The 23,144-nt window shown below is 58.6% G+C and carries 24 protein-coding genes and 1 pseudogene; 16 read left to right on the top strand and 9 right to left on the bottom strand.

Going from position 1 to position 23,144, the window contains the following annotated elements; translation table 11 throughout:
* Window positions 1–17: 17 nt before the first annotated feature.
* The 7 genes and pseudogenes from ACKXF7_RS15240 (at window position 18) to ACKXF7_RS15210 (ending at window position 6,891) form a co-directional block, all read left to right on the top strand.
* Window positions 18–1,568, top strand: coding sequence for a helix-turn-helix transcriptional regulator (locus ACKXF7_RS15240; protein WP_423741769.1), 1,551 nt, complete (start codon window positions 18–20; stop codon window positions 1,566–1,568).
* A 90-nt stretch (window positions 1,569–1,658) separates the two neighbouring features.
* The gene (locus ACKXF7_RS15235; protein WP_423741768.1) at window positions 1,659–2,072 is read left to right on the top strand and encodes an EamA family transporter; all 414 of its coding nucleotides are present in this window, start codon (window positions 1,659–1,661) and stop codon (window positions 2,070–2,072) included.
* Between the two features lie 241 nt (window positions 2,073–2,313).
* A complete protein-coding gene (locus tag ACKXF7_RS15230) occupies window positions 2,314–3,759 on the top strand; it encodes an NAD(P)/FAD-dependent oxidoreductase (RefSeq protein WP_423741767.1) in 1,446 nt (481 codons plus the stop codon).
* Window positions 3,752–5,011, top strand: coding sequence for an NAD(P)/FAD-dependent oxidoreductase (locus tag ACKXF7_RS15225; protein WP_423741766.1), 1,260 nt, complete (start codon window positions 3,752–3,754; stop codon window positions 5,009–5,011). The genes ACKXF7_RS15230 and ACKXF7_RS15225 overlap by 8 nt, the downstream gene beginning before the upstream one ends.
* Window positions 5,008–5,361 carry a DUF1667 domain-containing protein gene (locus ACKXF7_RS15220; RefSeq protein ID WP_423741765.1) on the top strand — a complete coding sequence of 118 codons (354 nt, stop codon included), beginning with the start codon at window positions 5,008–5,010 and terminating at the stop codon, window positions 5,359–5,361. Before ACKXF7_RS15225 ends, ACKXF7_RS15220 begins: the two co-directional genes overlap by 4 nt.
* A 36-nt stretch (window positions 5,362–5,397) precedes the next feature.
* Window positions 5,398–5,979 carry an FGGY family carbohydrate kinase gene (locus tag ACKXF7_RS15215; RefSeq protein WP_423741764.1) on the top strand — a complete coding sequence of 194 codons (582 nt, stop codon included), beginning with the start codon at window positions 5,398–5,400 and terminating at the stop codon, window positions 5,977–5,979.
* A pseudogene (locus ACKXF7_RS15210) lies at window positions 5,882–6,891 on the top strand (FGGY family carbohydrate kinase). Before ACKXF7_RS15215 ends, ACKXF7_RS15210 begins: the two are co-directional and overlap by 98 nt.
* Before the next feature lie 121 nt (window positions 6,892–7,012).
* Here the strand turns inward: ACKXF7_RS15210 and ACKXF7_RS15205 are convergent.
* The 3 genes from ACKXF7_RS15205 to ACKXF7_RS15195 are packed head-to-tail and all read right to left on the bottom strand — an operon-like array spanning window position 7,013 to window position 9,554.
* Complete coding sequence (locus tag ACKXF7_RS15205; RefSeq protein ID WP_005940562.1) at window positions 7,013–7,213, bottom strand: PTS ascorbate transporter subunit IIC; 201 nt, start codon at window positions 7,211–7,213, stop codon at window positions 7,013–7,015.
* Window positions 7,213–8,244 carry an SPFH domain-containing protein gene (locus ACKXF7_RS15200; protein ID WP_249238265.1) on the bottom strand — a complete coding sequence of 344 codons (1,032 nt, stop codon included), beginning with the start codon at window positions 8,242–8,244 and terminating at the stop codon, window positions 7,213–7,215. The genes ACKXF7_RS15205 and ACKXF7_RS15200 overlap by 1 nt, the downstream gene beginning before the upstream one ends.
* A 56-nt stretch (window positions 8,245–8,300) precedes the next feature.
* Window positions 8,301–9,554 (bottom strand): glycerate kinase type-2 family protein, encoded by a 1,254-nt coding sequence (locus ACKXF7_RS15195; RefSeq protein ID WP_423741763.1) that lies wholly within the window; start codon window positions 9,552–9,554, stop codon window positions 8,301–8,303.
* 241 nt (window positions 9,555–9,795) lie between these two features.
* On the opposite strand from ACKXF7_RS15195, the gene ACKXF7_RS15190 reads away from it, so the two are divergent.
* From ACKXF7_RS15190 to ACKXF7_RS15165, 6 genes are all read left to right on the top strand, one after another.
* Window positions 9,796–10,785: an LCP family protein gene (locus ACKXF7_RS15190; RefSeq protein WP_423741762.1), complete on the top strand. Its 990-nt coding sequence runs from the start codon at window positions 9,796–9,798 to the stop codon at window positions 10,783–10,785.
* Between the two features lie 71 nt (window positions 10,786–10,856).
* Window positions 10,857–11,456: a hypothetical protein gene (locus ACKXF7_RS15185; protein ID WP_423741761.1), complete on the top strand. Its 600-nt coding sequence runs from the start codon at window positions 10,857–10,859 to the stop codon at window positions 11,454–11,456.
* A 145-nt stretch (window positions 11,457–11,601) separates the two neighbouring features.
* A complete protein-coding gene (locus ACKXF7_RS15180) occupies window positions 11,602–12,423 on the top strand; it encodes a YveK family protein (protein ID WP_423741760.1) in 822 nt (273 codons plus the stop codon).
* Entirely contained in the window at window positions 12,420–13,166 is a 747-nt protein-coding gene (locus tag ACKXF7_RS15175) for a CpsD/CapB family tyrosine-protein kinase (protein ID WP_423741759.1), read from the top strand. The genes ACKXF7_RS15180 and ACKXF7_RS15175 overlap by 4 nt, the downstream gene beginning before the upstream one ends.
* Window positions 13,163–13,873, top strand: a complete 711-nt coding sequence (locus ACKXF7_RS15170) for a CpsB/CapC family capsule biosynthesis tyrosine phosphatase (protein WP_423741758.1) — start codon at window positions 13,163–13,165, stop codon at window positions 13,871–13,873. Before ACKXF7_RS15175 ends, ACKXF7_RS15170 begins: the two co-directional genes overlap by 4 nt.
* Window positions 13,874–14,081: 208 nt before the next feature.
* Entirely contained in the window at window positions 14,082–14,921 is an 840-nt protein-coding gene (locus tag ACKXF7_RS15165) for a response regulator (RefSeq protein ID WP_249238272.1), read from the top strand.
* Between the two features lie 51 nt (window positions 14,922–14,972).
* On the opposite strand, the gene ACKXF7_RS15160 is transcribed toward ACKXF7_RS15165, so the two are convergent.
* The 4 genes from ACKXF7_RS15160 to ACKXF7_RS15145 all read right to left on the bottom strand — a co-directional run bounded on the left by ACKXF7_RS15160 (window position 14,973) and on the right by ACKXF7_RS15145 (window position 17,886).
* Entirely contained in the window at window positions 14,973–16,055 is a 1,083-nt protein-coding gene (locus ACKXF7_RS15160) for an FAD:protein FMN transferase (protein ID WP_423741757.1), read from the bottom strand.
* Window positions 16,052–16,474: a DUF3783 domain-containing protein gene (locus ACKXF7_RS15155; RefSeq protein WP_348583932.1), complete on the bottom strand. Its 423-nt coding sequence runs from the start codon at window positions 16,472–16,474 to the stop codon at window positions 16,052–16,054. The genes ACKXF7_RS15160 and ACKXF7_RS15155 overlap by 4 nt, the downstream gene beginning before the upstream one ends.
* 139 nt (window positions 16,475–16,613) lie before the next feature.
* On the bottom strand, window positions 16,614–16,742 hold the full coding sequence (locus tag ACKXF7_RS15150) for an oxaloacetate decarboxylase (RefSeq protein WP_249238275.1): 129 nt from the start codon (window positions 16,740–16,742) through the stop codon (window positions 16,614–16,616).
* 13 nt (window positions 16,743–16,755) lie between these two features.
* Window positions 16,756–17,886, bottom strand: a complete 1,131-nt coding sequence (locus ACKXF7_RS15145) for a sodium ion-translocating decarboxylase subunit beta (RefSeq protein WP_249238276.1) — start codon at window positions 17,884–17,886, stop codon at window positions 16,756–16,758.
* A gap of 634 nt (window positions 17,887–18,520) precedes the next feature.
* Here ACKXF7_RS15145 and ACKXF7_RS15140 point away from each other — a divergent pair.
* Entirely contained in the window at window positions 18,521–19,198 is a 678-nt protein-coding gene (locus ACKXF7_RS15140) for a GntR family transcriptional regulator (protein WP_339396056.1), read from the top strand.
* A gap of 77 nt (window positions 19,199–19,275) precedes the next feature.
* Here ACKXF7_RS15140 and ACKXF7_RS15135 read toward each other — a convergent pair whose 3' ends face one another.
* The gene (locus tag ACKXF7_RS15135; RefSeq protein WP_423741756.1) at window positions 19,276–20,397 is read right to left on the bottom strand and encodes an AI-2E family transporter; all 1,122 of its coding nucleotides are present in this window, start codon (window positions 20,395–20,397) and stop codon (window positions 19,276–19,278) included.
* A gap of 238 nt (window positions 20,398–20,635) precedes the next feature.
* Here ACKXF7_RS15135 and ACKXF7_RS15130 point away from each other — a divergent pair, with 238 nt between their 5' ends.
* On the top strand, window positions 20,636–21,403 hold the full coding sequence (locus ACKXF7_RS15130) for a threonine/serine exporter family protein (RefSeq protein ID WP_423741755.1): 768 nt from the start codon (window positions 20,636–20,638) through the stop codon (window positions 21,401–21,403).
* Window positions 21,400–21,855 carry a threonine/serine exporter family protein gene (locus tag ACKXF7_RS15125; protein WP_423741754.1) on the top strand — a complete coding sequence of 152 codons (456 nt, stop codon included), beginning with the start codon at window positions 21,400–21,402 and terminating at the stop codon, window positions 21,853–21,855. The genes ACKXF7_RS15130 and ACKXF7_RS15125 overlap by 4 nt, the downstream gene beginning before the upstream one ends.
* A 191-nt stretch (window positions 21,856–22,046) precedes the next feature.
* On the opposite strand, the gene aroF is transcribed toward ACKXF7_RS15125, so the two are convergent.
* Window positions 22,047–23,060, bottom strand: coding sequence for a 3-deoxy-7-phosphoheptulonate synthase (aroF, locus tag ACKXF7_RS15120; protein WP_423741753.1), 1,014 nt, complete (start codon window positions 23,058–23,060; stop codon window positions 22,047–22,049).
* Window positions 23,061–23,144 lie beyond the last annotated feature (84 nt).

Raw genomic sequence — 23,144 nt, 5'->3', positions numbered from 1 at the left:
GGAAAGGAGGGACTTTGATGCACTTTGTTGACCGGCACCGTGAAAGAATCCGCCAGAGCCCCATGAGCAGCCGGCTGCTGTGGGCCTGCCTGCTGCTGGTGGTGCTGCTGGTGTTGACCTTTGGTGCGGCACTGTTCCTGTTTGCCAGCCTGCACAACACCAAAAAGGACATCAGCCGCAGTCTGCAGATCCAGTTTTCGGTGTTCCAGAACGATATGGAGCGCTATTTTGACCAGCTGGCGGTCATGGGCGTGAACCTGTCCGAGGACATGAGCGCAGAGGTGGACAAGGAGCTTGCCCTGCGGCAGATGTCCTTTGCCCAGCTGAACGACTCCCCCGAGGTGCTGAACGCGCTGGAGGAGGAAATGATCGAGCCGCTGTGCCGCTGTCTGCGCCAGACCGGCTGTTCCGGCGCTTTTGTGCTGCTGGATGCCACCGTCAACACCCGCATGGAGGGAGCAGAGCATTCCCGCGCCGGGCTGTATGTGCAGAAAAGCGGTGCCGACACCCCCACCGTGCCCCTGCTGCTGTACCGGGGTAGTGCGGAGGTGGGCAAGGCCCACAGCGTGATGCCCCACCGCAAGTGGCGCATGGAGTTCCAGACCGACCAGTTCCCGGACTACGACCGCTGGATGACCCCCGGCAGCGCCCCGCTGTACCAGTCCTATACGCTGACCGAGCGGTTCGAGCTGCCCGGCACCTCGGAGGAGGTGCAGTTGTTTTTGCTGCCCCTGCGGGGGCGGGACGGCACGATGTACGGGCTGTGCGGCTTTGAGATCAGCGAGAGCTACTTCAAGCAGAACTTTGCCCAGCCCACCGGCTTTGACCGGCTGAGCTGTCTGCTGGCCCCGGCGGGGGACGGCCTTGCCGCCGATGCCGCCCTCAGCAGCGGCACCACCGGCGGCTACTACCATGCCCCCCGGGACACGCTGATGCTGCGCAGCATGGGCGGCGGGCTGACCCAGTTGACCGGCTCCGACAGCGCCTATGCGGGTATCTCCCAGCTGTGCCGCCTGAGCGAGAGCCAGTCCTACCGGCTGGCGGTGTGCATCCCCATGGCGGACTACCGGAGACTGGTCCTTTCCGGCAATCTGCAGATGCTGCTCATCGGCCTGTTCATCGCCTTTTTCGTGGTGTTCTGCTGCATGAACTTCCACCGGCGCATCCTCTCGCCGGCGTTCCGGCAGTTCGAGGAAGACCGGCGGGAGTCCCGGCGGCGGATGGACGAGCTGCAGCTGGAACGCCAGCAGATGCAGACCGAGCTGTCCCGGCTGGCGGACGTGTGCCGCAACGAGTCGGTGCCCGATGCCTTCCAGACCTTTGTGGCGGGCATCCCCACCCTGACCAAGACCGAACGCCGCATCTTTGACGGCTACGCCGCCGGGCTGCGCACCCGGAAGATCGCGCAGCAGCTGGACATCAAGGACAGCACCCTGCGCTTCCACAACAAGAATATCTACGATAAACTGGGTGTCAGCTCCCTCAAGCAGCTGCAGCAGTTCGTGGCGATCCTGAACTCCGGCAGCGGCAGCGCCCCGGACGAAAACGCCCCGCCGAAAGGCCGCTGAACAGAATGCTCCCGCACCGCTATCCCAAACACGTTTACTTGAAATAGGCCTGAAATGGTGGTAGAGTTGAGAAAAACAGGAGGAAGCAGTATGTGGTTTGTTTTTGCGTTGGGGTCGGCGGTATTTGCCGCATTGACATCTATTCTTGCGAAGATCGGCATTGACGGAGTAAATTCCACGCTTGCCACGGCCATTCGCACTGCAGTTGTGCTCCTGATGAGCTGGGGCATGGTGTTTCTGACGGGAACACAGACCGGCATCGGGGATATTTCTCACAAAAGCTGGCTGTTCCTGATCCTATCCGGCCTTGCCACGGGTGCAAGCTGGCTGTGCTACTATCACGCTTTGCAGATCGGTGCAGCGTCCAAGGTGATTCCTGTCGATAAACTGAGCGTGGTCATCACGCTGGCACTGGCATTTTTCATCCTGCATGAGCCGTTCACGCCCAAAAGTCTGATCGGCTGTGCGCTCATTGCTGCAGGAACCTTGTTCATGGTATTATAAAAGCAAGAAATGGCGGTGACACGTTGCGTGGTGCTGCAGCCTGCAGATCGAACGCTTTCGTCTGATATAACTATTATTTTTGAACAAATGCCTTGACATCTTGTGCGGACTGCGTTATTATAAAGACAATAAAAGTTTGTTCAGAGAATCGAGCAGAACAAACAAGAGGGAAAGCAAAAACCCTTTTGTTTGCTCTGCTCTTTTTCGTTTGTTCGGAAAACAGAGCGATCAGGAGGTATTTATGCTGGATGTAGCGATCATCGGCTGCGGCGTCATCGGCGCAGCAAGTGCCTACGAGCTGTCACACTACCGGCTGCAGACCGCGGTCTTTGAGGCGGAAAACGATGTGGCAGACTGCACGACCAAGGCCAACAGTGCTATTCTGCACGCCGGATACGATCCCGAGCCGGGCACCCAGATGGCACGGCTCAACGTGGAGGGCTCTGCACTGGCCAAGGAGATCTGTGCCCGTCTGGATGTGCCGTACCGTCAGTGCGGCAGTCTGGTGCTGGCCCTCAGCCCGGAGGAGCTGCCCCACCTGCAGAAACTGTATGAGAACGGCATCGCCAACGGCGTGCCGAGTATCCGGCTGCTTTCCGCAGAGGAAACGCTTGCCATGGAGCCGAATCTGGCTCCCAATGTGGTTGGCGCGCTGTATGCGCCCAGCGCCGCCATCGTCAGCCCGTGGGATTTTGCACTGGCCATGGCAGAAGTAGCTGTGCGCAACGGCGTGGAGCTGCACCGCAGCTGCCCTGTGACCCACATTGAAAAGACTGCCGACGGATGGGCACTGACAACGCCCGATGGCATCGTGGAGACTCGCTACATCATCAATGCGGCAGGCATCTCGGCACAGGCCGTGCACGATATGGCTGCGCCCCATAAATTTACCATCCAGCCCACCCGCGGCGAATACTACCTGCTGGACAAATCCGAGGGCAGCCGTGTGCACCACGTCATCTTCCAGTGCCCCAACGAAAACGGCAAGGGCGTTCTGGTCGCGCCCACCGTCCACGGCAACCTGCTCGTTGGCCCGGACGCCGTTCGGGTAGAGGGCGACAACACCGCCTGCACCGCTGCCGGTCTGGCTTTTGTCAGCGCCGCAGCCCGCCGCAGCGTGCCGAGCATCCGGTTCGGGGAGTCCATCCGCAACTTTGCGGGCGTCCGCGCCAATGTGGACACGGGCGACTTCGTTATCGGCGAAGCAGAGGGCGCGCCCGGTTTCATTGATCTGGCCGGTATGAAATCGCCCGGCCTGTCCAGTGCCCCGGCTGTCGCAAAGGAAGTTACCAAAGACCTGAAGGCCCACGGCGACCTGCCCGCCGCCAAGACAGACTACAGGGACGGCCGCACCAGAGTGCGCTTTAAGGAGTGTTCGCCGGAAGAAAAGGCCCGGCTCATTGCGGAAGATCCCGCATACGGCCGCGTGGTCTGCCGCTGCGAGACGATCACCGAGGGCGAAATTCTGAACGCCCTGCGGGAAGAGATCCCCGCAGCCACCATCGACGGCGTCAAGCGCCGCTGCGGTGCCGGTATGGGCCGCTGTCAGGGCGGCTTCTGCGGGCCGCGGGTGCTGGAGCTGATCAGCAAAACGCTGGGCATCAGCCCGCTGGACGTGCTGCAGGATAAAGCCGGTACCAACGTCTTACTGTGCGAAACCAAGCAGGAGGAAAATCACCATGATTGATCTGGTCATCGTCGGCGGCGGCCCGGCAGGCCTTGCCGCAGCTTACAGCGCATGGCAGCACGGCCTGCGCGATATTCTGATTTTGGAGCGGGACAACGAACTGGGCGGCATCCTGAACCAGTGCATCCACAATGGCTTTGGTCTGCACCGCTTTGGGGAGCAGCTCACCGGCCCGGAGTATGCCGGACGCTGCATTGAACTGCTGCGTTCCACCGGCGTGCGGGTGGAGCTGGGCACCATGGTGCTGGAGGTCACCCCGGACAAAAAGATCCACTGTGTCAGCCGGGAAAAGGGCTATCAGATTTTGGAAGCCAGAAGCATCATCCTCTGCATGGGCTGCCGGGAGCGCACCCGCGGTGCCATCGGCATCCCGGGCACCCGCCCTGCCGGCATCTACACCGCCGGTGCTGCCCAGCGCTATGTCAACATGGAGGGCTATCTGGTAGGCAAGCGGGTGCTCATCCTCGGCAGCGGCGATATCGGTCTGATCATGGCCCGCCGCATGACGCTGGAAGGGGCCAAAGTGCTGGCCTGCGTGGAGGTCATGCCGTATTCCGGCGGCCTGACCCGCAACATCGTGCAGTGCCTGCAGGACTTCGACATCCCTCTGTATCTGTCCCATACCATCGTGGATATTCAGGGCAAGGCCCGCGTAGAAAAGGCCATCGTTGCCAAGGTGGACGAGAACCGCCGCCCCATCCCGGGCACCGAAATGGAATTTGATGTGGATACCATCCTGCTCAGCGTCGGCCTGATCCCGGAAAATGAGCTGACCCGGCAGGCCGGGATCCCCATGGACCCCCACACCAAGGGCGCTGTGGTCTACGAGAATATGGAGACCGGCATCCCCGGTGTGTTCGCCTGCGGCAATGTGGTGCACGTGCATGATCTGGTGGACTTCGTTTCGGGCGAGAGCGATCTTGCCGGTGCTTCTGCGGCGGCCTATGTTTTGAAGGGCGAAGCCTCCGATACGGTTGTGCTTGACCTTGTCCCGGGCAATGGCGTGGGCTACACCGTGCCGCAGCGGGTGCGCCCCGCCGATGTGGACAGGAGCGTGAATATTTCCTTCCGCGTGCGGCAGAACTACGGCCCCAGCCAGATCACAGTGGCCTGCGGCGGCAGGCAGCTGGCCCGGTTCAAGCGCCAGCGCATGGCACCCGGTGAGATGGAGCACATCACCCTGCCAAAAGTCCTGCTGGAAAAAGCGGACGGCCCTCTGACCGTCGCGGTAGAGGAGGTTATTGCAGAATGAGCTGTATCAAAGAAGTTATTTGCATCTGCTGTCCCTGCGGCTGCCACTTGCAGGTGGACCCGGAAAATGATTATAATGTAACGGGAAACGCCTGTCCCAACGGTGCCGCCTACGGCAGGGAGGAACTGACCCACCCCACCCGCATCCTCACCAGCACCGTGCGGGTGGAGGGCGGGCTGTATCCGCGCTGCCCGGTAAAGACTGCGCAGGCTGTGCCCAAAGAGAAGATGACCGAGGTCATGGCTGCGCTGGACCGCGTCACCCTGCACGCACCCGTCCGCACCGGGCAGGTGGTGCTGGCCGACGTGTGCGGCACCGGCGTGGACATTGTGGCGACGCGAAATCTGTAATACACACTCCTGAAACGATACGGAGGGAGCAAAAGCATGAGTACAAAATATGTTCTGGCGCTGGATCAGGGAACCACCAGCAGCCGTGCCATCCTGTTCGACAATGAGCAGAACATCATTGCGGTGCAGCAGCGCGAGTTTGAGCAGATCTATCCGCAGCAGGGCTGGGTGGAGCACAACCCTATGGAAATCTGGTCCACCCAGTATGGAGTCATGAACGAGGTGGTGGCCCAGAGCGGTGTCGATGCCCACGATATCGCCGCCATTGGCATCACCAACCAGCGGGAGACCACCATCCTGTGGGAAAAGGCCACCGGCCGCCCCATCTACAATGCCATCGTCTGGCAGTGCCGCCGCACGGCTCCGCTGGTGGATGAACTGCTGCAGCAGCCCGGCATGGCAGACTACATCCGGGAGAACACCGGCCTGATGCCCGATGCCTATTTCTCCGCAACGAAGATCAAGCCGAGTCCTGGACAATGTGCCCGGTGCGCGGGAGCGGGCCGAGGCAGGGGAGATCATGTTCGGCACTGTGGACACATGGCTGGTCTGGAAGCTGACCGGCGGCAGAGTACACGTCACCGACCGCACCAACGCCAGCCGCACCATGCTGTATAACATCCGCACGCTGGACTGGGACGACACTCTGCTCAAAGCGCTGGATATCCCGCGCTGCATTCTGCCCCGCGTGACCGATTCCAGCGAGGTCTACGGCACCACCGACCTGTGCGGTGTGCAGATCCCGGTGGCCGGCATTGCCGGTGACCAGCAGGCTGCGCTGTTCGGGCAGAGCTGCTTTGGCAAGGGCGAGGCCAAGAACACCTACGGCACCGGCTGCTTTTTGCTGATGAACACTGGCAACACCATCTGCCGCAGCCGGAACGGCCTGATCTCTACCATTGCCATCAGCCTGAACGGCAGGGTGGAGTATGCGCTGGAGGGCAGCGTCTTTGTGGGTGGTGCTGTGATCCAGTGGGTGCGCGACGGTCTGCGCATGATCAGGAAAGCCGCGACGCGGAATACTACGCCCAGAAGGTGCCGGACAACGGCGGCGTTTACATCGTGCCCGCCTTTACCGGTCTGGGTGCACCGTACTGGGATATGTACGCCCGCGGTGCCATCGTGGGCATCACCCGCGGTACCACCCAAAACCATATCATCCGCGCGGCGGAGGAATCCATCGCCTACCAGAGCGCCGATCTTGTGGCGGCTATGGAAAAAGACATCGGCGTGCCCATCACCTCGCTGAAGGTGGATGGCGGCGCCTCCCGTGACCAGTTCCTGATGCAGTTCCAAGCCGACATCCTGAACAAGACCGTGCTGCGCCCGGCCATCCGGGAGACGACCGCTCTGGGCGCCGCCTATCTGGCGGGCCTTGCCACCGGTGTGTGGAAGGACCGGGACGAGATCCGCAGCCTGTGGCACTGCAACATGACCTTTGCCCCGCAGATGGACGAGGCCGAACGCACCCGCCTGCTGGCAGGCTGGCACAAGGCCGTGGGCCGCAGCAGCGACTGGGCAGAGCATTGAAGATTTTCGCTCACGATCACTTACAGCAAAAATGAGACAGGCAGCCCCTTGTTTTCGGGGAAGCCTGTCTCATTTTTTGGATGGAGCTGTTTGCAGCGGCCCATCGGGCCAAATTATGCTATCACTTGATGTCGAGTTCGGGCGGGACGTCGATCTGATCCGAGACGTACTTCCCGTTCTTTTTGCGCTGACGCACGCACTCGGTGAGCAGATACTCGATCTGCCCGTTCACCGAGCGGAAGTCATCCTCTGCCCAGGCGGCAAGGGCGTCGTAGAGCTTCGCGTTCAGGCGCAGGGGCACCTGTTTTTTGGGCTCTGCCATCAGTACAGGCTGCCGCTGTTCACAATGGGCTGTGCGTCACGGTTGCCGCACAGCACCACCAGCAGATTGGAGACCATCGCCGCCTTGCGTTCGTCGTCCAGCTCCACCACCTTGTTTTCGCTCAGGCGGTCCAGGGCCATTTCCACCATGCCCACGGCACCGTCCACGATCATCTTGCGGGCATCGATGATGGCGCTTGCCTGCTGGCGCTGCAGCATCACGGCTGCGATCTCCGGCGCATAGGCCAGATAGGTGATGCGGGCCTCCACCACTTCGATGCCGGCCTGCTCAACATTCTTCTGGATCTCGTCCCGGATGCGGGCGGCTACCACCTCCGAGGAACCGCGCAGACTGCCCTCATCGGCTACGCCGTCGCCGGTGGTGTCCACATTGGGGGCTACATCATAAGGATAAACGCGCACCACGTTGCGCAGGGCGCTGTCGCACTGCAGGGAGAGGTATTCCTTGTAGTTGTCCACATTGAACACGGCCTTTGCGGTGTCGGTGACCCGCCAGATGACCGCAATGCCGATCTCCACCGGGTTGCCCAGACAGTCGTTGATCTTCTGGCGGGAGTTGTTGAGGGTCATCATTTTGAGCGAGATCTTCTTGCTAGTGGATTCTGCGGTCTGGGCACTGCTGTTACCTGCCTTGAGCAGGGCCGCCATGCCGGTTTCGCCGCTGTTCACATCGCCGCTCTGGCTGAGCTTCGTGCCCGCTGCAGGGTTGACTGCGGTACAGAACGGATTCACCCAGTAAAAGCCCTGTCCTTTTAAGGTGCCGATGTAATCACCGAAGAGGGTGAGCACCAGTGCTTCCTGCGGCTTGAGCACCTTCAGGCCGCAGAACAGGAAAATGCCCGCCACCCAGTACAGGATGGACAGCGCCATGAGCAGAATGCCCGGGAACAGGCTGGTGTCCAGCAGGATCAGGCTGTACACGAACAGTGCCGTGAACACCACATAGCCCAGCAGGGTGAGCAGCAGCATGACCATGCCGTTCTTTTTGGTCTGCAGAATTTTCTCTTCCATAATGGTCTCCTTCTTATCGGGGTTTGAAAGTGTTTCTTTATGATATCAAAATCATATCACTTTGAGCTTTTGCTGTCAAGCCCCCGGAGCAATGCCACGGCCACATCGTTGACGTTCGTGCCGGTGGCTCCGGTCATGATGAGCCCCTCCACAGCCCGGAGGGCGTGGTAGGCATCGTTGTGCTGCAGGGTGTCAAACACGTTCCAGCCTTTTGCAGTCAGCGCAGCAAGGGTCTCGCCGTCCACATAGCCGCCTGCAGCATCAGTGGGGCCATCGGTGCCGTCGCTGCCCACCGAGAACACTGCTGCGTTCCGCCCTGCAATGGCGGGAGCTGCCGCAAGCGCCAGCTCCTGATTCCGCCCGCCGAGGCCCTTGCCGGTCAGGTGGACGACCGTCTCGCCGCCTGCGATATAGGCCAGCTTTTTCCCGTGCCCCGTGTGGGTGCGGACGATGGAGCCAAGAAAGCTGCCCGCTTCCCGGGCCTCACAGCAAAGCTGATCGGTCAGCAGGATGGGCTCATAGCCCAATTCCCGGCAGGCATTGGCCGCAGCGGTGCACAGTTCCCGCACACTGCCGGTGATCCGAGTGGTCACGTTGCCCAGCGCTTTGGGCGTTTCCTGCTGCAGCAGCGTCTTTGCCTGTTCCGACAGGTTTAAATGGTACTTTTCCGCAATGGCAAGGGCCTGTGCGCAGGTGGAGGTGTCCGGCACCGCCGGGCCGCTGGCGATCATGTCCAACGGGTCGCCGAGGATGTCACTGAGCACGATGCTGAACACCTCTGCCGGGGCACAGGCCTGCGCAAACCGTCCGCCCTTGACAGCGGAAAGCCGCTTGCGGATGGTGTTCATTTCCACGATATCGGCCCCGCTGGCGAGAAGCTGGCTTGTGATGTCCTGCAGCTCTTCCCCGGGCAGCAGCGGCCGCTCGAACAATGCGCTGCCGCCGCCGGAGAGCAGGAACAGCACGGTATCCTCTGCCGTCAGGCCCTGCACAAGGGCCAGCGCCTTTTCGGTGGCAGCAAAGCTGTTCTCGTCCGGGACCGGATGGCCTGCTTCACAGCAGGTCACGCCCGGGATCTCACCCTTTACGTGGCCGTATTTGGTCACCACCACACCGCCGTCCACACGGCCCAGTGCTTCCACCGCAGCGTGTGCCATCTGCCAGGCCGCCTTGCCCGCTGCCACCAGCAGCACTCTGCCGCCCCTCGGCGCAAAGGCTTTCAACGCACGGCGCACGGCTTCGTCCGGGAGAACGGCGTTCAGGCTGGAGCGGATGATGGCATCTGCATCCCTTCGCAGAGTCGGATTCATACAAGCATTCCTCCACTAACTGTTTTTGCTTTTAGTATAGCGCGTTTCTGCATTCTTTTAAAGTGCAGCTCTGCCGGGTTTCTTCCTTGATTTCAAAGAAAAATAAGGGTGAAAAAAACTGATATAACAGCTAAAATAGCGAAAAATGCATTGACAGTTGCACGGCTGTGACGCTATAATAAGCCGTGGAATATTTTCCGGCAGGATCATATTCCGAGGGGAAGAGGGGAAGCGTACCTTTTTGAACACAAAAAAACAATATCGCACTGCTGCTGCGGCGCTGGCTGTACTGGTGCTGGCGGCTTTGCTGCTTTTTGCAGGCGGCAGCTGGCTGGAAAAGCGCAGCCGGAAACCGGAGACCCGGACCGAGCTGCCGCAGGCAGAGCAGGAGACCGTGGAACTGAACGGCCATACCTACAAAAAGCGTGACGGGCTTACGACCATTCTTGTAATGGGCGTGGATCATGAAACGCAGGAGTCCTATGCATACCGGCAGGCCGGTCAGGCGGATTTCCTCCGGTTGATCGTGCTGGACAGTAACAACAAGACGGTGCAGCAGCTGCAGATCGACCGTGACACGATCACGCCGGTGACAGTGCTGGGCGTTATGGGGGACCGGTATGAGCCGGTGGAGCAGCAGATCTGTGTGGGCTATGGCTTTGGCGATGGACGCCAGACCAGCTGCGAGGTCACAGTGGAAGCTGTGGAAAATCTGCTGGGCGGACAGACGGTCGATCAGTACCTTTCCATGGGTCTGGATGGCATTTCAACACTGAATGACTTGGCGGGCGGCATTACCGTTACGCTGGAGGATGATTTCTCCGCCATCGATCCGGCTATGACCAAGGGCACGACCCTGACGCTGCATGGCGACCAGGCAGAGACCTTTGTCCGTACCCGCCGCAGCATCGGCGTTGGCACCAATGAGGCCCGCATGGCCCGGCAGGAACAGTATATCCAGAAGCTTGCCACACAGCTGGATGCTGAAGTAAAGCAGAACCAGAACTTTGTGCTCACGGCTTACGACGCAATGGAACCGTATCTCTATACGAACATCCCGCGCGGCCAGCTGGCAAATGAAGTGTGGGCGGCAAAGGATTATGAGCGGATGGATACAATCAAGCCGGAAGGCACCCATGAGATCGGTGCCGATGGCTTTATGGAGTTCTATCCGGATGCTGCAAGCCTGCAGCAGGCTGTATTGCAGCTTTTCTATGAACAGGTTGAATAAATGTGTGTGTTGCACATTTAGATAGAGGTACTCTCGGGGAAAGAGTGTGAAAGTTTGAAAGGAAGAGTCATATGAAAATGAAAAAGGTCGTTGGTGTTGCAGTTTCTGTGGTTCTGGCCGTAAGTATGGTTGCAGCCACTGCTTTTGCAGCAGAGACTGCTCCTGCAAGCCCGACCAGCGCAGATAAGGATGCCGGCAAGATTACCTTTGAGGCCACCGGTTCTTCTTCTGAGGGCATGAACATCGAGTTAAAGGCCACCACTGTTTCTGCCGAGGAAGAGGAAGCTTTGAAGGCAGCAGGCAGCGTGCAGGCTTATCTGGGTGCAGATGCCTATTCTGAAATTACCCGCATTCTGGGCAGCAATGTGACCATCAGCGAGATCAAGGAGCTGGAGGTTACCGGTTATGTGGCTAGAATGGGCGATGTTGCCGCTTACCTCCACTTTGCAGCTCTGCCCAAGGCAGGCACTCAGGTTGTCGTTACGGTCAAGGTCGTCACTGCGAATGGCAACGTTGTGACTCTGCCTGTGGTTGGTACCGTTGTTGAGCAGACTTCCACCGTCAATGGTAAACCTGTGACCCGGCGTGTTGTCAAGGTTGTGCTGGATGGCGTGACCATGGCAAACATTCAGGCTGGCAAGGCAACTGCTTCTGTTGCTACCGCAAAGTAATTAGCAGACTGCATCATTTGCGGTGCTCCCTGATGAAAAAGGGAACGCCGCATTTTTGACGTATGGGATTTAGAAAAATAGAGGAAAGGGCGCAACGCCCGGGCCGCATGGGCGGCAGTATTATAAGGTTATAAGGAGTGGAATCGTGCAGCAAGATACTATTGTGAAGGAGCGCACAGCTTTAGCAGTACAGCCGGAACAGGGAGAAGACACCATTGATCTGCTGGAACTGTTCATGGGTCTGCTGGCCCACTGGACGCTCATTGCAGCCACGGCTGTGGTGGGTGCCGTACTGATGGCGCTTTATACGTTTTTTCTGGTAACGCCGATGTACAAAGCAACGGCCACCATTTATGTGGTCAGCCGCAATGATTCGGTGTTGAACTTCTCCGACCTGCAGGTCGGCAGCGAGCTGACCAGCGATTACATCAAGGTTTTTGAAATGTGGGAAGTCCACGAAAAGGTCATCAGCAACCTGGACCTGAATTATACCTACACCGATATGGCCAGTATGCTGTCTGTCACCAACACCAGCGACACCCGTATGCTGGATATCACGGTCACGAACCCGGACCCGGAAGAAGCGGCAGCGATCGCAAACGAGTATGCGGATGTGGGCGCAAAGTACATCTCGGAAAAGATGAAGACGGACGAGCCCACCCTGATGTCTTCTGCGCGTGTGCCGGAGAATCCGTTCAGCCCCAACAAGGCCAAGAACATCCTGCTGGGCTTTGTAGTGGGCTTTGTGCTGGCCAGCGCCGTGGTGGTGCTGCGGACCATGCTGGACGATACCTACAAGTCTGCCGATGATATCCGCAAGTATACCGGCATGGTCGTGCTGGCATCGATCCCACTGGCCGACGCTGGCGAACAGCCGAAAGAGAAAAGCGAGTTCAAGCGCCGCACCAAGCGGTTTGCCGATGATGTCCGCCGCCGTGTGGGTGGCAGCTCTGGGAGGAAAGCATGAAACAGCTGAAGATCACAAAATTTCCGGCTCTGGATTATGCGGGAAATGAAGCCTTTAACACCCTGAGCACCAACCTCTCCTTTGCAGGTGCGAATGTCAAAAAGATCATGATCACCAGCTGCCATGCTGCAGAGGGCAAGAGCTATCTGTCCATGAACCTGATGCGCACGCTGGCACAGCGCGGCATCAAGGTGGCGCTGGTGGACGCAGACCTGCGCCGCAGCATGGTCAACAGTGACTACGGCCTGAAATATGAGGACGGCCGCAGCGATGGCAAGGGCCTCTCCCATTTTCTGGCCGGTATGGTGGGCATGGATGAGGTCATCTACCAGACCGACATCCCCAACGCGATCATGGTGCCGGTGGGCCGCGATGTGCCCAACCCGCTGGCGCTGCTGACCAACAGCCATTTTGCCGAACTGCTGGATATGCTGGCCAGAATGGCAGATTACGTCATTGTGGACGCACCCCCGGTGGGCGTGGTCATTGATGCGGCAGAGATCGCCAAGGCATGTGACGGCACCCTGATCGCAGTGAACTACAACGATGTGAGCCGTCAGGAGCTGCTGGACGTGAAGCAGCAGATCGAGCAGACCGGCTGCCCCATTCTGGGCACCGTGCTCAATCAGGTGGACTACGACAACTATATGGGCCGCAAGTACTACAAATCCTACTCAAAGTATGGAAAGTACGGCTATTACAGAAAGTATTATAAGCGGAGCCACGAAGCGGAAAAGAAATGAGCGGCTTTACGGATTATCATGCGCACTTCGTCTACGGCGTGGACGATGGTGCGCAGACCAGAGAAGAAATGTATGCCATGCTGGATGCAGCGGCAGCAGACGGTGTGCGGCACCTGTTTGCTACCTCGCACAGCACGCCGGGCATGGAACGCTTCCCGCAGGAAGTCTATGACCGGCATCTGGCTCTGGCCCGCGCATACTGCACACAAAAAGGCTACGACCTGAAGCTGGAGCACGGCTCTGAGCTGCTGTATACCCCTGCGGCGGGATATGCGGCAGTCCAGCGCCGGCTGCTGACCTTGGGAGATACCGGCTGGGTGCTGCTGGAGTTCGTGCCGAACATAAAGGCAAAGGAGCTGGAAACGGCTCTGCAGGAGATCACGGGTGCGGGCTACCGCATTCTGGTGGCCCACATTGAGCGGTATCCCTGCCTTGCGCAGCACGGCCTGCTGGCCCGCCTGCATGAGCAGTACCGGCTGCGCTGCCAGATCAACTGCTCGGCTGTGCTGGACAGCGGCTTCTGGCAGCGGATGCGGCTGGAGCACTGGGTCAAGGCGGGGCTGGTGGACGCGGTCTCTTCCGATGCACACAACTGCACCTCCCGCCCGACCCGGATGCGGCAGACCTATGAGCGGCTGTGCAGTCATGTGGGAGAAACTACGGCACAGAAACTAACAGGGTTGGACGACACGGAATATCTTGTATAACTGCCTTTGCTGCGGGCAATGAGATCCGGCTCAGACACCTCTTTTGGTCAGTGGTTTTGCGGACAAACTGCACGGAAGAGGTGCTTTTTCGTAATTAAGATAAAGTTTCCGTTTTTTGTGCAAAAATAACTTGCGAATCAGTGGGTGACGTGTTAAACTGAACAAGGGGGATCATTTTGATCGTAATCTTGCGGGGGTGTATTATTAAATGAAGATATTGGTCGTCGATGACGGACAGCTTGCGATCAACTCGCTGGTCCGCATCCTGTGCCGTGTTGCACCCGATTGTGATTATATCAGCGCCATGACCACCGAAGACGCTCTGACATGGATGCGTCAGGGGCCTATGGATGCTGCCTTCCTGAATCTGGAAATGCCCGGCATGAACGGGCTTGGTTTGGCGCGCATGATCCAGAAGCTGCAGCCGCGCTGCAACATCATTGTGGTGACAGAGCATCCGGAATATGCGCTGGAAGCGCTGCAGATCTTCGTCAGCGGCTTTCTGCTCAAGCCCGCAAACGAGGATGATGTCAAGAATGTGCTGAAGCATCTGCGCTACCCGCCGGAGGATGGCCCGGCAGGCGTCAAGATCCAATGCTTCGGCAATTTTGAGATCTTTGTCAATGGGCGCACACTGGCCTTCAAGCGCAGCAAGAGCAAAGAGCTGCTGGCCTATCTGGTGGACCGCAACGGTGCCACCTGTACCAACGGTGAAATGCTGGCGGTGCTGTGGGAGGACAAGCCCGATACCGCATCCCTGCACAGCCATCTGCGCAACCTGATCTTTGACCTGAGCCATGCGCTGGAGGATGCAGGTGTTACCGGCCTGCTCATCCGCGGCCGCAGCACGCTGGCCATCGATACGGGCAAGGTGGACTGCGATTACTACAACTTCCTGAAGGGGGATCGCTCGGCCATCAACTCCTACCGGGGCGAGTATATGACCCAGTATTCCTGGGCAGAGGTGACCCGATCGGCGCTGCGCCAGCAGGCAAGCGCCCAGAAAACGGCGTCCATTCCCAGCTATTACGCGCCGACCGAATTTTGAAGCAAAAAGAAAGCACTGCATTGCAGTGCTTTTCTTTTTGTCGAAATGCTTTTAGTTTTTCAAATGGGCATCCCAGCCGGAGGAGGTAATGATCTGCTGATCCGGTGTGCACCACATGGCTTCCACGCCGTCCAGACTTTCCACGATCTTCAGCCCGTCCTCCAGCGGCTGGCAGAACAGGCCGGTGGTCAGGCAGTCGGCCAGACCGGAGTCGCTGCACAGCACGGTCACGCCATTGAAGTAGGCGGAAGGGAACAGGGTGTCCGGGTCGATCAGGTGGTGATAGCGTTTGCCGTCCACCACAAAGTAGCGCTGGTAGTCGCCGCTGGTCACAAGGGCCATATCGCTCATGTTGATGGCACCGCTCAGCATGGAACTGGCGGTGTACAGGTCGGAAGCGTTCCACGGGTTTTCCACACCGCCGGTCCACTGGCTGCCGTCCGGCTTTGTGCCGATGGCACGCAGATTGCCGCCCACGCTCACCAGAGCGCTGGTCAGGCCGCGGGCCTCGGCTGCCTGACATGCCATTTCCACGGCATAGCCCTTGCCCACGCTGCCCACGTCCAGCCGCATGTCCGGGTCGGCCAGATAGACGGTCTTGGCGTCCTCGTCGATGATGACATTGTTGATGTCGCAGTGCTGGGCGGCAGCTTCCAGCTCGTCCATGCCGGGCAGCTTGTTGTCCGCATCGGTCTCGGTGGCTTCGGCCGCTTCGCGGTAGTTGTGCCAGATGTTCAGCACGCTGCCCATGGCGATGTTCAGCTTGCCGTTGGTGGTGGCGTACATCTGGTCGGCCAGCTCCAGCATGGAAAGGATGCGGTCATCCACCTCCACGGGGGCCTTGCCGGCGTTGTCGTTGATGGTCTTCACGTTGGTCACGCCGGGGTAATCGTTGTAGATGTCGTACAGCTGATTGTAGGTGACAAGGTCTGCGTGCAGAGCGTCCATCTGGGTCTTGAACACCTCTTCGCTCTCACAATAGGCGATCACCTGCGTTACGGTGTCGAACACATCGTAAAAAATGGTGGAGTAGCGGGTCAGCTCCTTCTTTTTGGGGGCACAAGCGGCCAGCAGGCTCAGGCAGAGCGCACCGGCCAGCAGCATGCTGACCAAACGGTTTGCGCGGGTCTTCATAGGGTCTGGTTCTCCTTTGCGGCGGTAACGGCTGCGTGCTCCTCCTGCAGGTGGGCCAGCAGGTCGCCGAACACCCAGCTGCGGTTGGAGGGAGTGACCACGGCCTTGAGCGGGATGTTCACCTGTGCCTGCTTCATCAGGTCCAGCAGGGTGTCCACATCCTTATCCTTGAAGTTTGCCAGCACCAGTGCCGGAGGATAGGCACCCGGTTCCAGCACCAGCGTGCGGGCGGTTCTGGTCTCCACCTCGCCCAGCAGCTGGGCAACGGTCTTGCCGGCATCCGCAGGGGACACGAGCAGCAGCTTCATGCCAAAGGCGGGGGCCATGCCCTCCAGCTTGCCGCGGTCAGCATTGGAAAGATTCCAGCCCAGCGCCAGCGGCACACCGGCGTTCTGGTTGCGTGCGATATGTGCTTTCATAATGATACCTCTTTTTAAAGGGTGATTTCAAAATACACTATAGTATACCACAAACCAGAGCAAACGAAAAGCCCGGGCCTTTCTCTGAGCGGAAACAGGCCCGGACTTTTTCTGTTCAGTCAAACGGTAAAAGGAAAAATCATTTCCGGCTGGTAAGCCGGTTCAGCAGCATCACGGACAGAACGATGATGCCGATGACGAGGATGATGCCGACCATCCCAATGAGCATCATCGGCAGGGTGACCATCCACGAAGAAAGATGAAGCATAAGTACACCTCCGTTAAGTCATCAGGGTCAGGATGAGACCGCCTGCAATGACGGATGCGATCTGCCCCGAAACATTGACGCTGATGGAATACATCAGCAGGAAATTCTGGCTGTCCTCTTCCAGACCCATCTTGTTGACGACGCGGCCGCTCATGGGGAAAGCCGAGATGCCGGCTGCACCGATCATCGGGTTCAGCTTTTTGCCTTCGGGCAGGAACAGATTCAGCAGCTTTGCAAACAGCACGCCGCCTGCGGTATCAAAGACGAAGGCCACCAGACCCAGTGCAAGGATCAGCAGCGTGTCGGGCCGGACGAACTTGTCTGCGGTCATCTGCCCGGCAACGGTCAGGCCCAGCACGATGGTGATCAGGTTTGCCAGCACATTCTGTGCGGTCTCGCTGAGCACATTCAGCACGCCGCACTCCCGCAGCAGGTTGCCGAACATCAAAAAGCCCACCAGCGCCACACTGGCAGGGGCGACTATGCCCGCAATGATGGTCACGACGATGGGGAACAGGATCTTGGTCAGCTGGGTAACGCTGCCTTTTTCATAAGGCATCCGGATGAGGCGCTCCTTTTTGGTGGTCAGCAGCCGGATAACGGGCGGCTGCACGATGGGCACCAGAGCCATGTAGCTGTAGGCTGCCACCATGATGGCACCGAGATACTGGGAGTTGAGGGTGTTTGCCACAAAGATGGCAGTGGGGCCGTCCGCTGCACCGATGACAGCAATGGAGGCGGCATCCTTCAGGTCAAAGAAGAAGCCCGCCAGAAACAGGGTGAAAAAGATACCGAACTGTGCCGCCGCACCAAAGAGCATCAGCCACGGCTTTTCCAGCAGCGGGCCAAAATCGATCATGGCACCAATGCCGATGAAGAGCAGCAGCGGGAACAGCTCGTTGGACATGCCCGCATCAAACAGAGCGGAAATTGGGCCTACCGTATCGCCCTGCGTGATGGCGCCCGACAGGGGCAGGTTGACCAGAATGGCACCAAAGCCCATGGGTAAAAGCAGGCTCGGCTCCATTTTTTTGGCGATGGCAAGGTAAATGAGCAGCGCACCGATGGCCCACATCACCACCATCTGCCATGTCAGGTTTCCAAAGTTGGAAAACAGACTTGCGAATGTGTTCAGAAAGTTCATGCTTTTTCTTTGCCTCCTTGTGCTCCGGTACAGCGGCAAGAAAAAAGAGACCTCTGCCACAGTACCTTGTCTGTGACAAAAGTCTCAAGCGAACACATGACATCGGGCATTTTGCCGTGATGACGCTGCCATGCAGCCGTTTTCCGGATCACAAAACGGAAAACGGCCCTTTACTCCCTTTTATCAAAGGTATTAAAGCAGAAAACAGGGGTAAAGTCAAGGCAAAAGCGGAAATCTTTCCTGCATCTTATCCGGGCCGCTGAGCACCACCATCCATGATCGGGCGGCTGTTGTGGTCTATTATGGCCTTGCCATGGCTGTGCGGATCGACCTGTTCCAGCTTTAAAAAGTCCATGATCTGCTCCGGCAGCAAAAATCGCGCCCTGTATGCTTTGCTTTTTGCTGCATTTTCTGCAAAAAACGGGACAAGCCGAAGCGGTTTGTGCTATACTGTGAGCAGGCTGCAACCCTTGCGTGCAGCTGAAAAGTCGAAAATCCAGCCTGTTTCTGCAGCCACAGCAGGATCTTGTGGGAAAAAACCCTGGAGCCCGCCTGTGACTGCGGAATACTCGCCATTTTCTTTGTTTTCAGATACGCCCTGAGCAGACCGCAAACGGATAGAAGGAGCATTTCCATGATCACCATCTCAGAACGCAGAGAGCAGGAATCTGCTAAAAATTTTGTCCTGCGGGTGCTGATCGATAACATCGTCAACACCCGTCTGGAACCCGGAGAAAAACTCAACGAGCCGGAGCTGTGCGAGCAGCTGGGGGTCAGCCGCACCCCCTTCCGGGAAGCAGAGCTGGAGCTGGCGCAGCGGCGGCTGATCGAGATCCGGCCCAAGATCGGCACCTATGTCTCCCTCATCGACGCCGGGCTGGTGGAAGAGGTCCGGCATCTCCGGGCAGTGCTGGAAACAGAGCTGGCGGGGATGGCCTGCGAAATGCTGACCAAACAGGAGCTCGACCGTCTGTGGGAGAATGTGGCGCTGTGGCAGATGTACATTCAGCGGGCGCAGGAGGAAAAGATCTTTGCACTGGATAAGGAGTTCCACAAAATGCTGTATGAGCTGTGCGGCTGCCCTTACTGGTATGAGCTGGTGGAAAATCTGGCCCCTCATTTCGACCGCACCACGATGCTCAGCTTCCGCTGCCGCCCGGCAGAAGCAATTTTGGATGACCACACCAGCCTGCTGAAGGCCATCGAGGCAAAGGATACCGCCGCTGCCCGCACCATTGCCGCCCGGCATATGCAGCGGTACACCGAAAATCTGGCCACCATCCGGAAGTCCTTCCCCCAATATTTCAAGTGAATGCTGCGGGGGCACCCCCGGACAAGAATAAAACGGCCCCGGAAAGCATTTTCAGAAGCTTTCCGGGGCCGCTGCTTTTATTGCTGCTCTTCTTTTGCACGCAGGCGGCGGCAGGCGTCCTCCTTCACAAGCTCGAGGATCACCGCAGTCAGGGGGATGAAGAAGATGATGCCGATGATGCCAAAGAGCTTTCCGCCGATCATGGCGGCAACAAGGGTGTAAAGGGGAGAAAGCCCCACGGACTTGCCCACCACGCGGGGATAGATGAACTGATTTTCAATGAACTGCACGGCAAGGTAAACGATGAGGCAGCGCACCGCCAGCACAGGGTCCACCAAAAGCACAAGGAACACGCTGACCACGCAGGAGATCAGCGCGCCGACGTAGGGGATGATGGCGCAGATGGCGGTCAGCATTCCCACAAGACTGCCGTAGGGGATCCGGAAAACGGAAAACGCAAGGGTCATGAGGACGCCGAGGATCACCGCCTCGCTGCATTGTCCGGTAAGAAAGTTTGCGAAAGACTGGCGGAACGCTCTGCAGAACTTCAGCAGCCCGGCGGCGTGGTTCGGCTTCAGATAGGCGCACACCAGCGTGCGGGCATGTCGGCAGAGACTTTCCGAGCCAAGGGACATATAGATGGAGATGATCAGGGCAAAGGAGGCTGTCACCGCAACATTCACCGTGGCAGATACGGCGCTTACCGCATTGATCAGCACAGTATCGATGCCGGCAGTGATCTTGTGCAGCAGCTGCTCCCAGTTGATGCCTTCCAGCCAGCTCATCAGCCAGCCTGTGTCGGCATTCTGCGCACTCAGATAGGCGGTCCAGCGGGGAATGTTTGCCTCGATCTGCAGATAGAGACTGTGGAAGGACTGCACAAGCTCCGGGATCAGCAGGGTCAGAGCCAGCACCAGCACAAGCACAACGCCCAGCAGCGTGATGGAAAAGCTGATAAGGTGGATGGCTTTATCCGACGGCTGCTTTCTGGCCTTGCGGAACAGACGTTTCAGCCGCTTTTCCAGCCCACTCATGGGCACGTTGATAAAAAGTGCCAGAATGCCGCCTGCCAGAATGGGCAGGATCAGATCCACGAGTTCTGCCGCAAAGGCCAGAACGGTGGAAAGCCGCAGCAGTGCAACAAAAAGCGTTACGCCCACAACAGTTACGAGCAGATATTGTTTGGTTTTTGGTTCCATGACGAAGTTCCTTTCCCGGAGCCGGCGGCTGAAATTTGCAAAGAGACGGTCTGCAGACTCTTTTCCGTATTGTAACCAGAAGAAAAGGGCTTGTCAAGACGCCGGGAAAGGGGAAGGCTTTTGATTTGGCTCAGGCTGCAAAAGCGGATTTCCGTGCAGGCAGCCCTACCACCCTTGTTTCCATCCCGCAGAACCATTATAATAGGGGCAAAAGACAAAGCCGAAAAGGGGATATTTCATGGGAGAAGCAGAAGTCAGCCGCTTTCTCTGCATTCTGATCAAAATGGGAGAAGCACTGCAGAACAGCGGGGCCGAGGTTTTCCGCGTAGAAGATACCTTGAACCGCATCGCAGCCGCATACGGCGCGCAGGAGGTCAATGTGTTCGTCATCACATCCAGCATCGTTGTCACCTTGACAATGCCGCAGCTCCCGCCGCAGACCCAGACACGCCGTCTGCGCCATGCGTCCGGGAACGATCTGCTCATGCTGGAAGAGCTCAATGCACTCAGCCGCCGGATCTGCGCGGCACCGCCCTCCGTGGAGGAATTTCAAAGGCAGCTGGACGCAATCCTTGCCAAGCGTGCAGACTCCCGGCTCCGGCTGGCGGGCAGCGTGCTGGCTGCTTCCAGCTTTGCCGTGTTCTTTGGGGGCAGCCTGTGGGACGGCCTGCTGGCCGGCGTCATTGCAGTGCTGGTCTTCTGGATGGAGCGCTGCCTTGCACCGTTCTGCATGAACGGCGTGGAATTTCAGTTCATCGCCTCATTTTGCTGCGGCATTTCCACCCTGCTGTTCTGCCGCATCGGGCCGCAGCTCCACGCAGACAAGATCCTCATTGGCATCATCATGCTGCTGATCCCCGGCATCATGCTGACAAATTCCATCCGAGATATCCTGCTCGGCGATATCATTTCCGGCTCTCTGCGGCTGGTGGAGGCCATTCTGATGGCCGCAGTCCTTGCACTGGGCATGATGGCAGCCATCTGGCTGATGGGAGGGATCGCATGATGCAGGTCTTATCGCAGCTGCTCAGTGCAGCTTTGGGTTCTGTCGGCTTCGGGCTGATCTTCAACCTGAACCGGCGCTACCTGCCTGCCGCCGCTGTGGGCGGGTTTCTGGCGTGGCTGGCCTACCTGCTGGCCGATCATGCGCTGAGCAGCGTCTTTCTTGCAAATCTGCTGGCCGGTTTTTGTGCCGCCCTCTATGCCGAGATCCTTGCCCGGTGCTGCAATGCGCCTTCCACGCCGTTTTTCATCACGTCGGCCATTCCCCTCATCCCCGGCAGCACGCTTTACTACTGCATGAATGCGGTGGTCTCCAGCGATCTGCGGGCGGCAGAGCACTTTGGGGAGCAGACCTTTCTGGCCGCCCTCGGCATTGCAAGCGGCATGGCGATCGCGTGGTGTCTGGCAGATCTGAGCCGGAAGCTCCATGTGCTTCTGGTCCGGCCCCGCAAGTGATTTGTACGCACCGCTCTGGAAAATCACATGGATTTTACAGGGGGATGATTGCAACGGTACGGAGATCCGGTTACATATTATAAATATTTTTATCGAAAAAAATGGATGCCTCCCGCTCAATGCAGGGAAGCATCCATTTTGGATCTGTATTCAGAAAATCGTGGCCCGTCTGCCGACCGGCTTTCAGCGTGTCAGTTCATCTTCTTGCCGAAGAACTCCACCTCTTTGCTCACGAACTGCATCAGTTCGTCGAACTGATCCGGGGTCAGGCTCTGGGCACCGTCGCACTTGGCCTTGGCGGGATTATTGTGCACCTCGATCATCAGGCCGTCGGCACCGGCGGCGACGGCAGCCTTTGCCAGCTCCGGCACCATCCATGCATGGCCGCAGGCGTGGCTGGGGTCCACGACAACGGGCAGGTGGGTCATCTTGTGCAGCATCACCACACCGGCAAGGTCGAGGGTGTTGCGCATGCTGGTCTCAAAGGTGCGGATGCCGCGCTCGCAGAGGATAACGTTCTCGTTGCCTTCGGCCATGATGTACTCGGCGCTCATCACGAACTCTTCCAGCGTGTTGGCAAGGCCGCGCTTGAGCAGCACCGGCTTCTTCTGACGGCCAACGGCCTTGAGCAGCTCAAAGTTCTGCATGTTGCGGGCACCCACCTGAATGAGGTCCACGTTCTCGAACAGCGGCAGGTGCTCGGTGTTCATGATCTCGGTGACGATGGGGGAGCCGGTGGCACGGCGTGCCAGCTTGAGCAGGTCCAGACCCTCGCTGCGCATTCCCTGGAAGGAGTACGGAGAGGTGCGGGGCTTGAACGCGCCGCCGCGCAGCAGGGAAGCACCGGCGGCCTTGACCCGCTGTGCACAGTAGGTGATCTGCTCCTCGCTCTCGATGCTGCAGGGGCCTGCAATGACCGCAAAGTTTCCGCCGCCGATCTTGACGCCGTCCACATCGATGATGCTGTCATCCGGATGGAACTTGCGGTTGGCCTTTTTGTAGGGCTCCGTCACCCGGCGGCAGGTCTCCACTACCGGGTTTGCCAGCACCCAGCTTTCAGCCACGGCCTTGGTGTCGCCGATCAGGCCCAGAATGTGGCTCTCGCTGCCCTTGGAGTCGTTGATCTGCAGGCCCATATCCTGCAGTTCGTGGCAGAATTCGCGTACCTGTACTTCGGGTGCATCCTGTTTCAATACGATGATCATGATTTTTGTCTCCTTTGCCTTATCGTGTGAACGGCGAGGGAGACCGGCTCCTTTGCCGCAGCTTGCATTGTAAAACTTCAGTGC

It is taken from the genome of Faecalibacterium sp. 7 (assembly GCF_049562865.1).
GTDB classification, from domain to species: Bacteria; Bacillota; Clostridia; order Oscillospirales; family Ruminococcaceae; genus Faecalibacterium; species Faecalibacterium wellingii.
The sequence above is the reverse complement of the archived record's forward strand: the minus strand, read 5'-3'. Positions and strand labels throughout refer to the sequence as shown.

Bases quoted from the DNA above. Each gene is read 5' to 3' on its own strand.
- ACKXF7_RS15205 (WP_005940562.1), bottom strand. From the start codon at position 7,213: ATGGCAGAGCCCAAAAAACAGGTGCCCCTGCGCCTGAACGCGAAGCTC.
- ACKXF7_RS15160 (WP_423741757.1), bottom strand. From the start codon at position 16,055: ATGAAGACCCGCGCAAACCGTTTGGTCAGCATGCTGCTGGCCGGTGCG.
- ACKXF7_RS15230 (WP_423741767.1), top strand. From the start codon at position 2,314: ATGCTGGATGTAGCGATCATCGGCTGCGGCGTCATCGGCGCAGCAAGT.
- ACKXF7_RS15240 (WP_423741769.1), top strand. From the start codon at position 18: ATGCACTTTGTTGACCGGCACCGTGAAAGAATCCGCCAGAGCCCCATG.
- ACKXF7_RS15215 (WP_423741764.1), top strand. From the start codon at position 5,398: ATGAGTACAAAATATGTTCTGGCGCTGGATCAGGGAACCACCAGCAGC.
- ACKXF7_RS15155 (WP_348583932.1), bottom strand. From the start codon at position 16,474: ATGAAAGCACATATCGCACGCAACCAGAACGCCGGTGTGCCGCTGGCG.
- ACKXF7_RS15130 (WP_423741755.1), top strand. From the start codon at position 20,636: ATGGGAGAAGCAGAAGTCAGCCGCTTTCTCTGCATTCTGATCAAAATG.
- ACKXF7_RS15185 (WP_423741761.1), top strand. From the start codon at position 10,857: ATGAAAATGAAAAAGGTCGTTGGTGTTGCAGTTTCTGTGGTTCTGGCC.
- ACKXF7_RS15225 (WP_423741766.1), top strand. From the start codon at position 3,752: ATGATTGATCTGGTCATCGTCGGCGGCGGCCCGGCAGGCCTTGCCGCA.
- ACKXF7_RS15150 (WP_249238275.1), bottom strand. From the start codon at position 16,742: ATGCTTCATCTTTCTTCGTGGATGGTCACCCTGCCGATGATGCTCATT.
- ACKXF7_RS15145 (WP_249238276.1), bottom strand. From the start codon at position 17,886: ATGAACTTTCTGAACACATTCGCAAGTCTGTTTTCCAACTTTGGAAAC.
- ACKXF7_RS15235 (WP_423741768.1), top strand. From the start codon at position 1,659: ATGTGGTTTGTTTTTGCGTTGGGGTCGGCGGTATTTGCCGCATTGACA.
- ACKXF7_RS15170 (WP_423741758.1), top strand. From the start codon at position 13,163: ATGAGCGGCTTTACGGATTATCATGCGCACTTCGTCTACGGCGTGGAC.
- ACKXF7_RS15140 (WP_339396056.1), top strand. From the start codon at position 18,521: ATGATCACCATCTCAGAACGCAGAGAGCAGGAATCTGCTAAAAATTTT.
- ACKXF7_RS15135 (WP_423741756.1), bottom strand. From the start codon at position 20,397: ATGGAACCAAAAACCAAACAATATCTGCTCGTAACTGTTGTGGGCGTA.
- ACKXF7_RS15175 (WP_423741759.1), top strand. From the start codon at position 12,420: ATGAAACAGCTGAAGATCACAAAATTTCCGGCTCTGGATTATGCGGGA.
- ACKXF7_RS15125 (WP_423741754.1), top strand. From the start codon at position 21,400: ATGATGCAGGTCTTATCGCAGCTGCTCAGTGCAGCTTTGGGTTCTGTC.
- aroF (WP_423741753.1), bottom strand. From the start codon at position 23,060: ATGATCATCGTATTGAAACAGGATGCACCCGAAGTACAGGTACGCGAA.
- ACKXF7_RS15165 (WP_249238272.1), top strand. From the start codon at position 14,082: ATGAAGATATTGGTCGTCGATGACGGACAGCTTGCGATCAACTCGCTG.
- ACKXF7_RS15220 (WP_423741765.1), top strand. From the start codon at position 5,008: ATGAGCTGTATCAAAGAAGTTATTTGCATCTGCTGTCCCTGCGGCTGC.
- ACKXF7_RS15200 (WP_249238265.1), bottom strand. From the start codon at position 8,244: ATGGAAGAGAAAATTCTGCAGACCAAAAAGAACGGCATGGTCATGCTG.
- ACKXF7_RS15195 (WP_423741763.1), bottom strand. From the start codon at position 9,554: ATGAATCCGACTCTGCGAAGGGATGCAGATGCCATCATCCGCTCCAGC.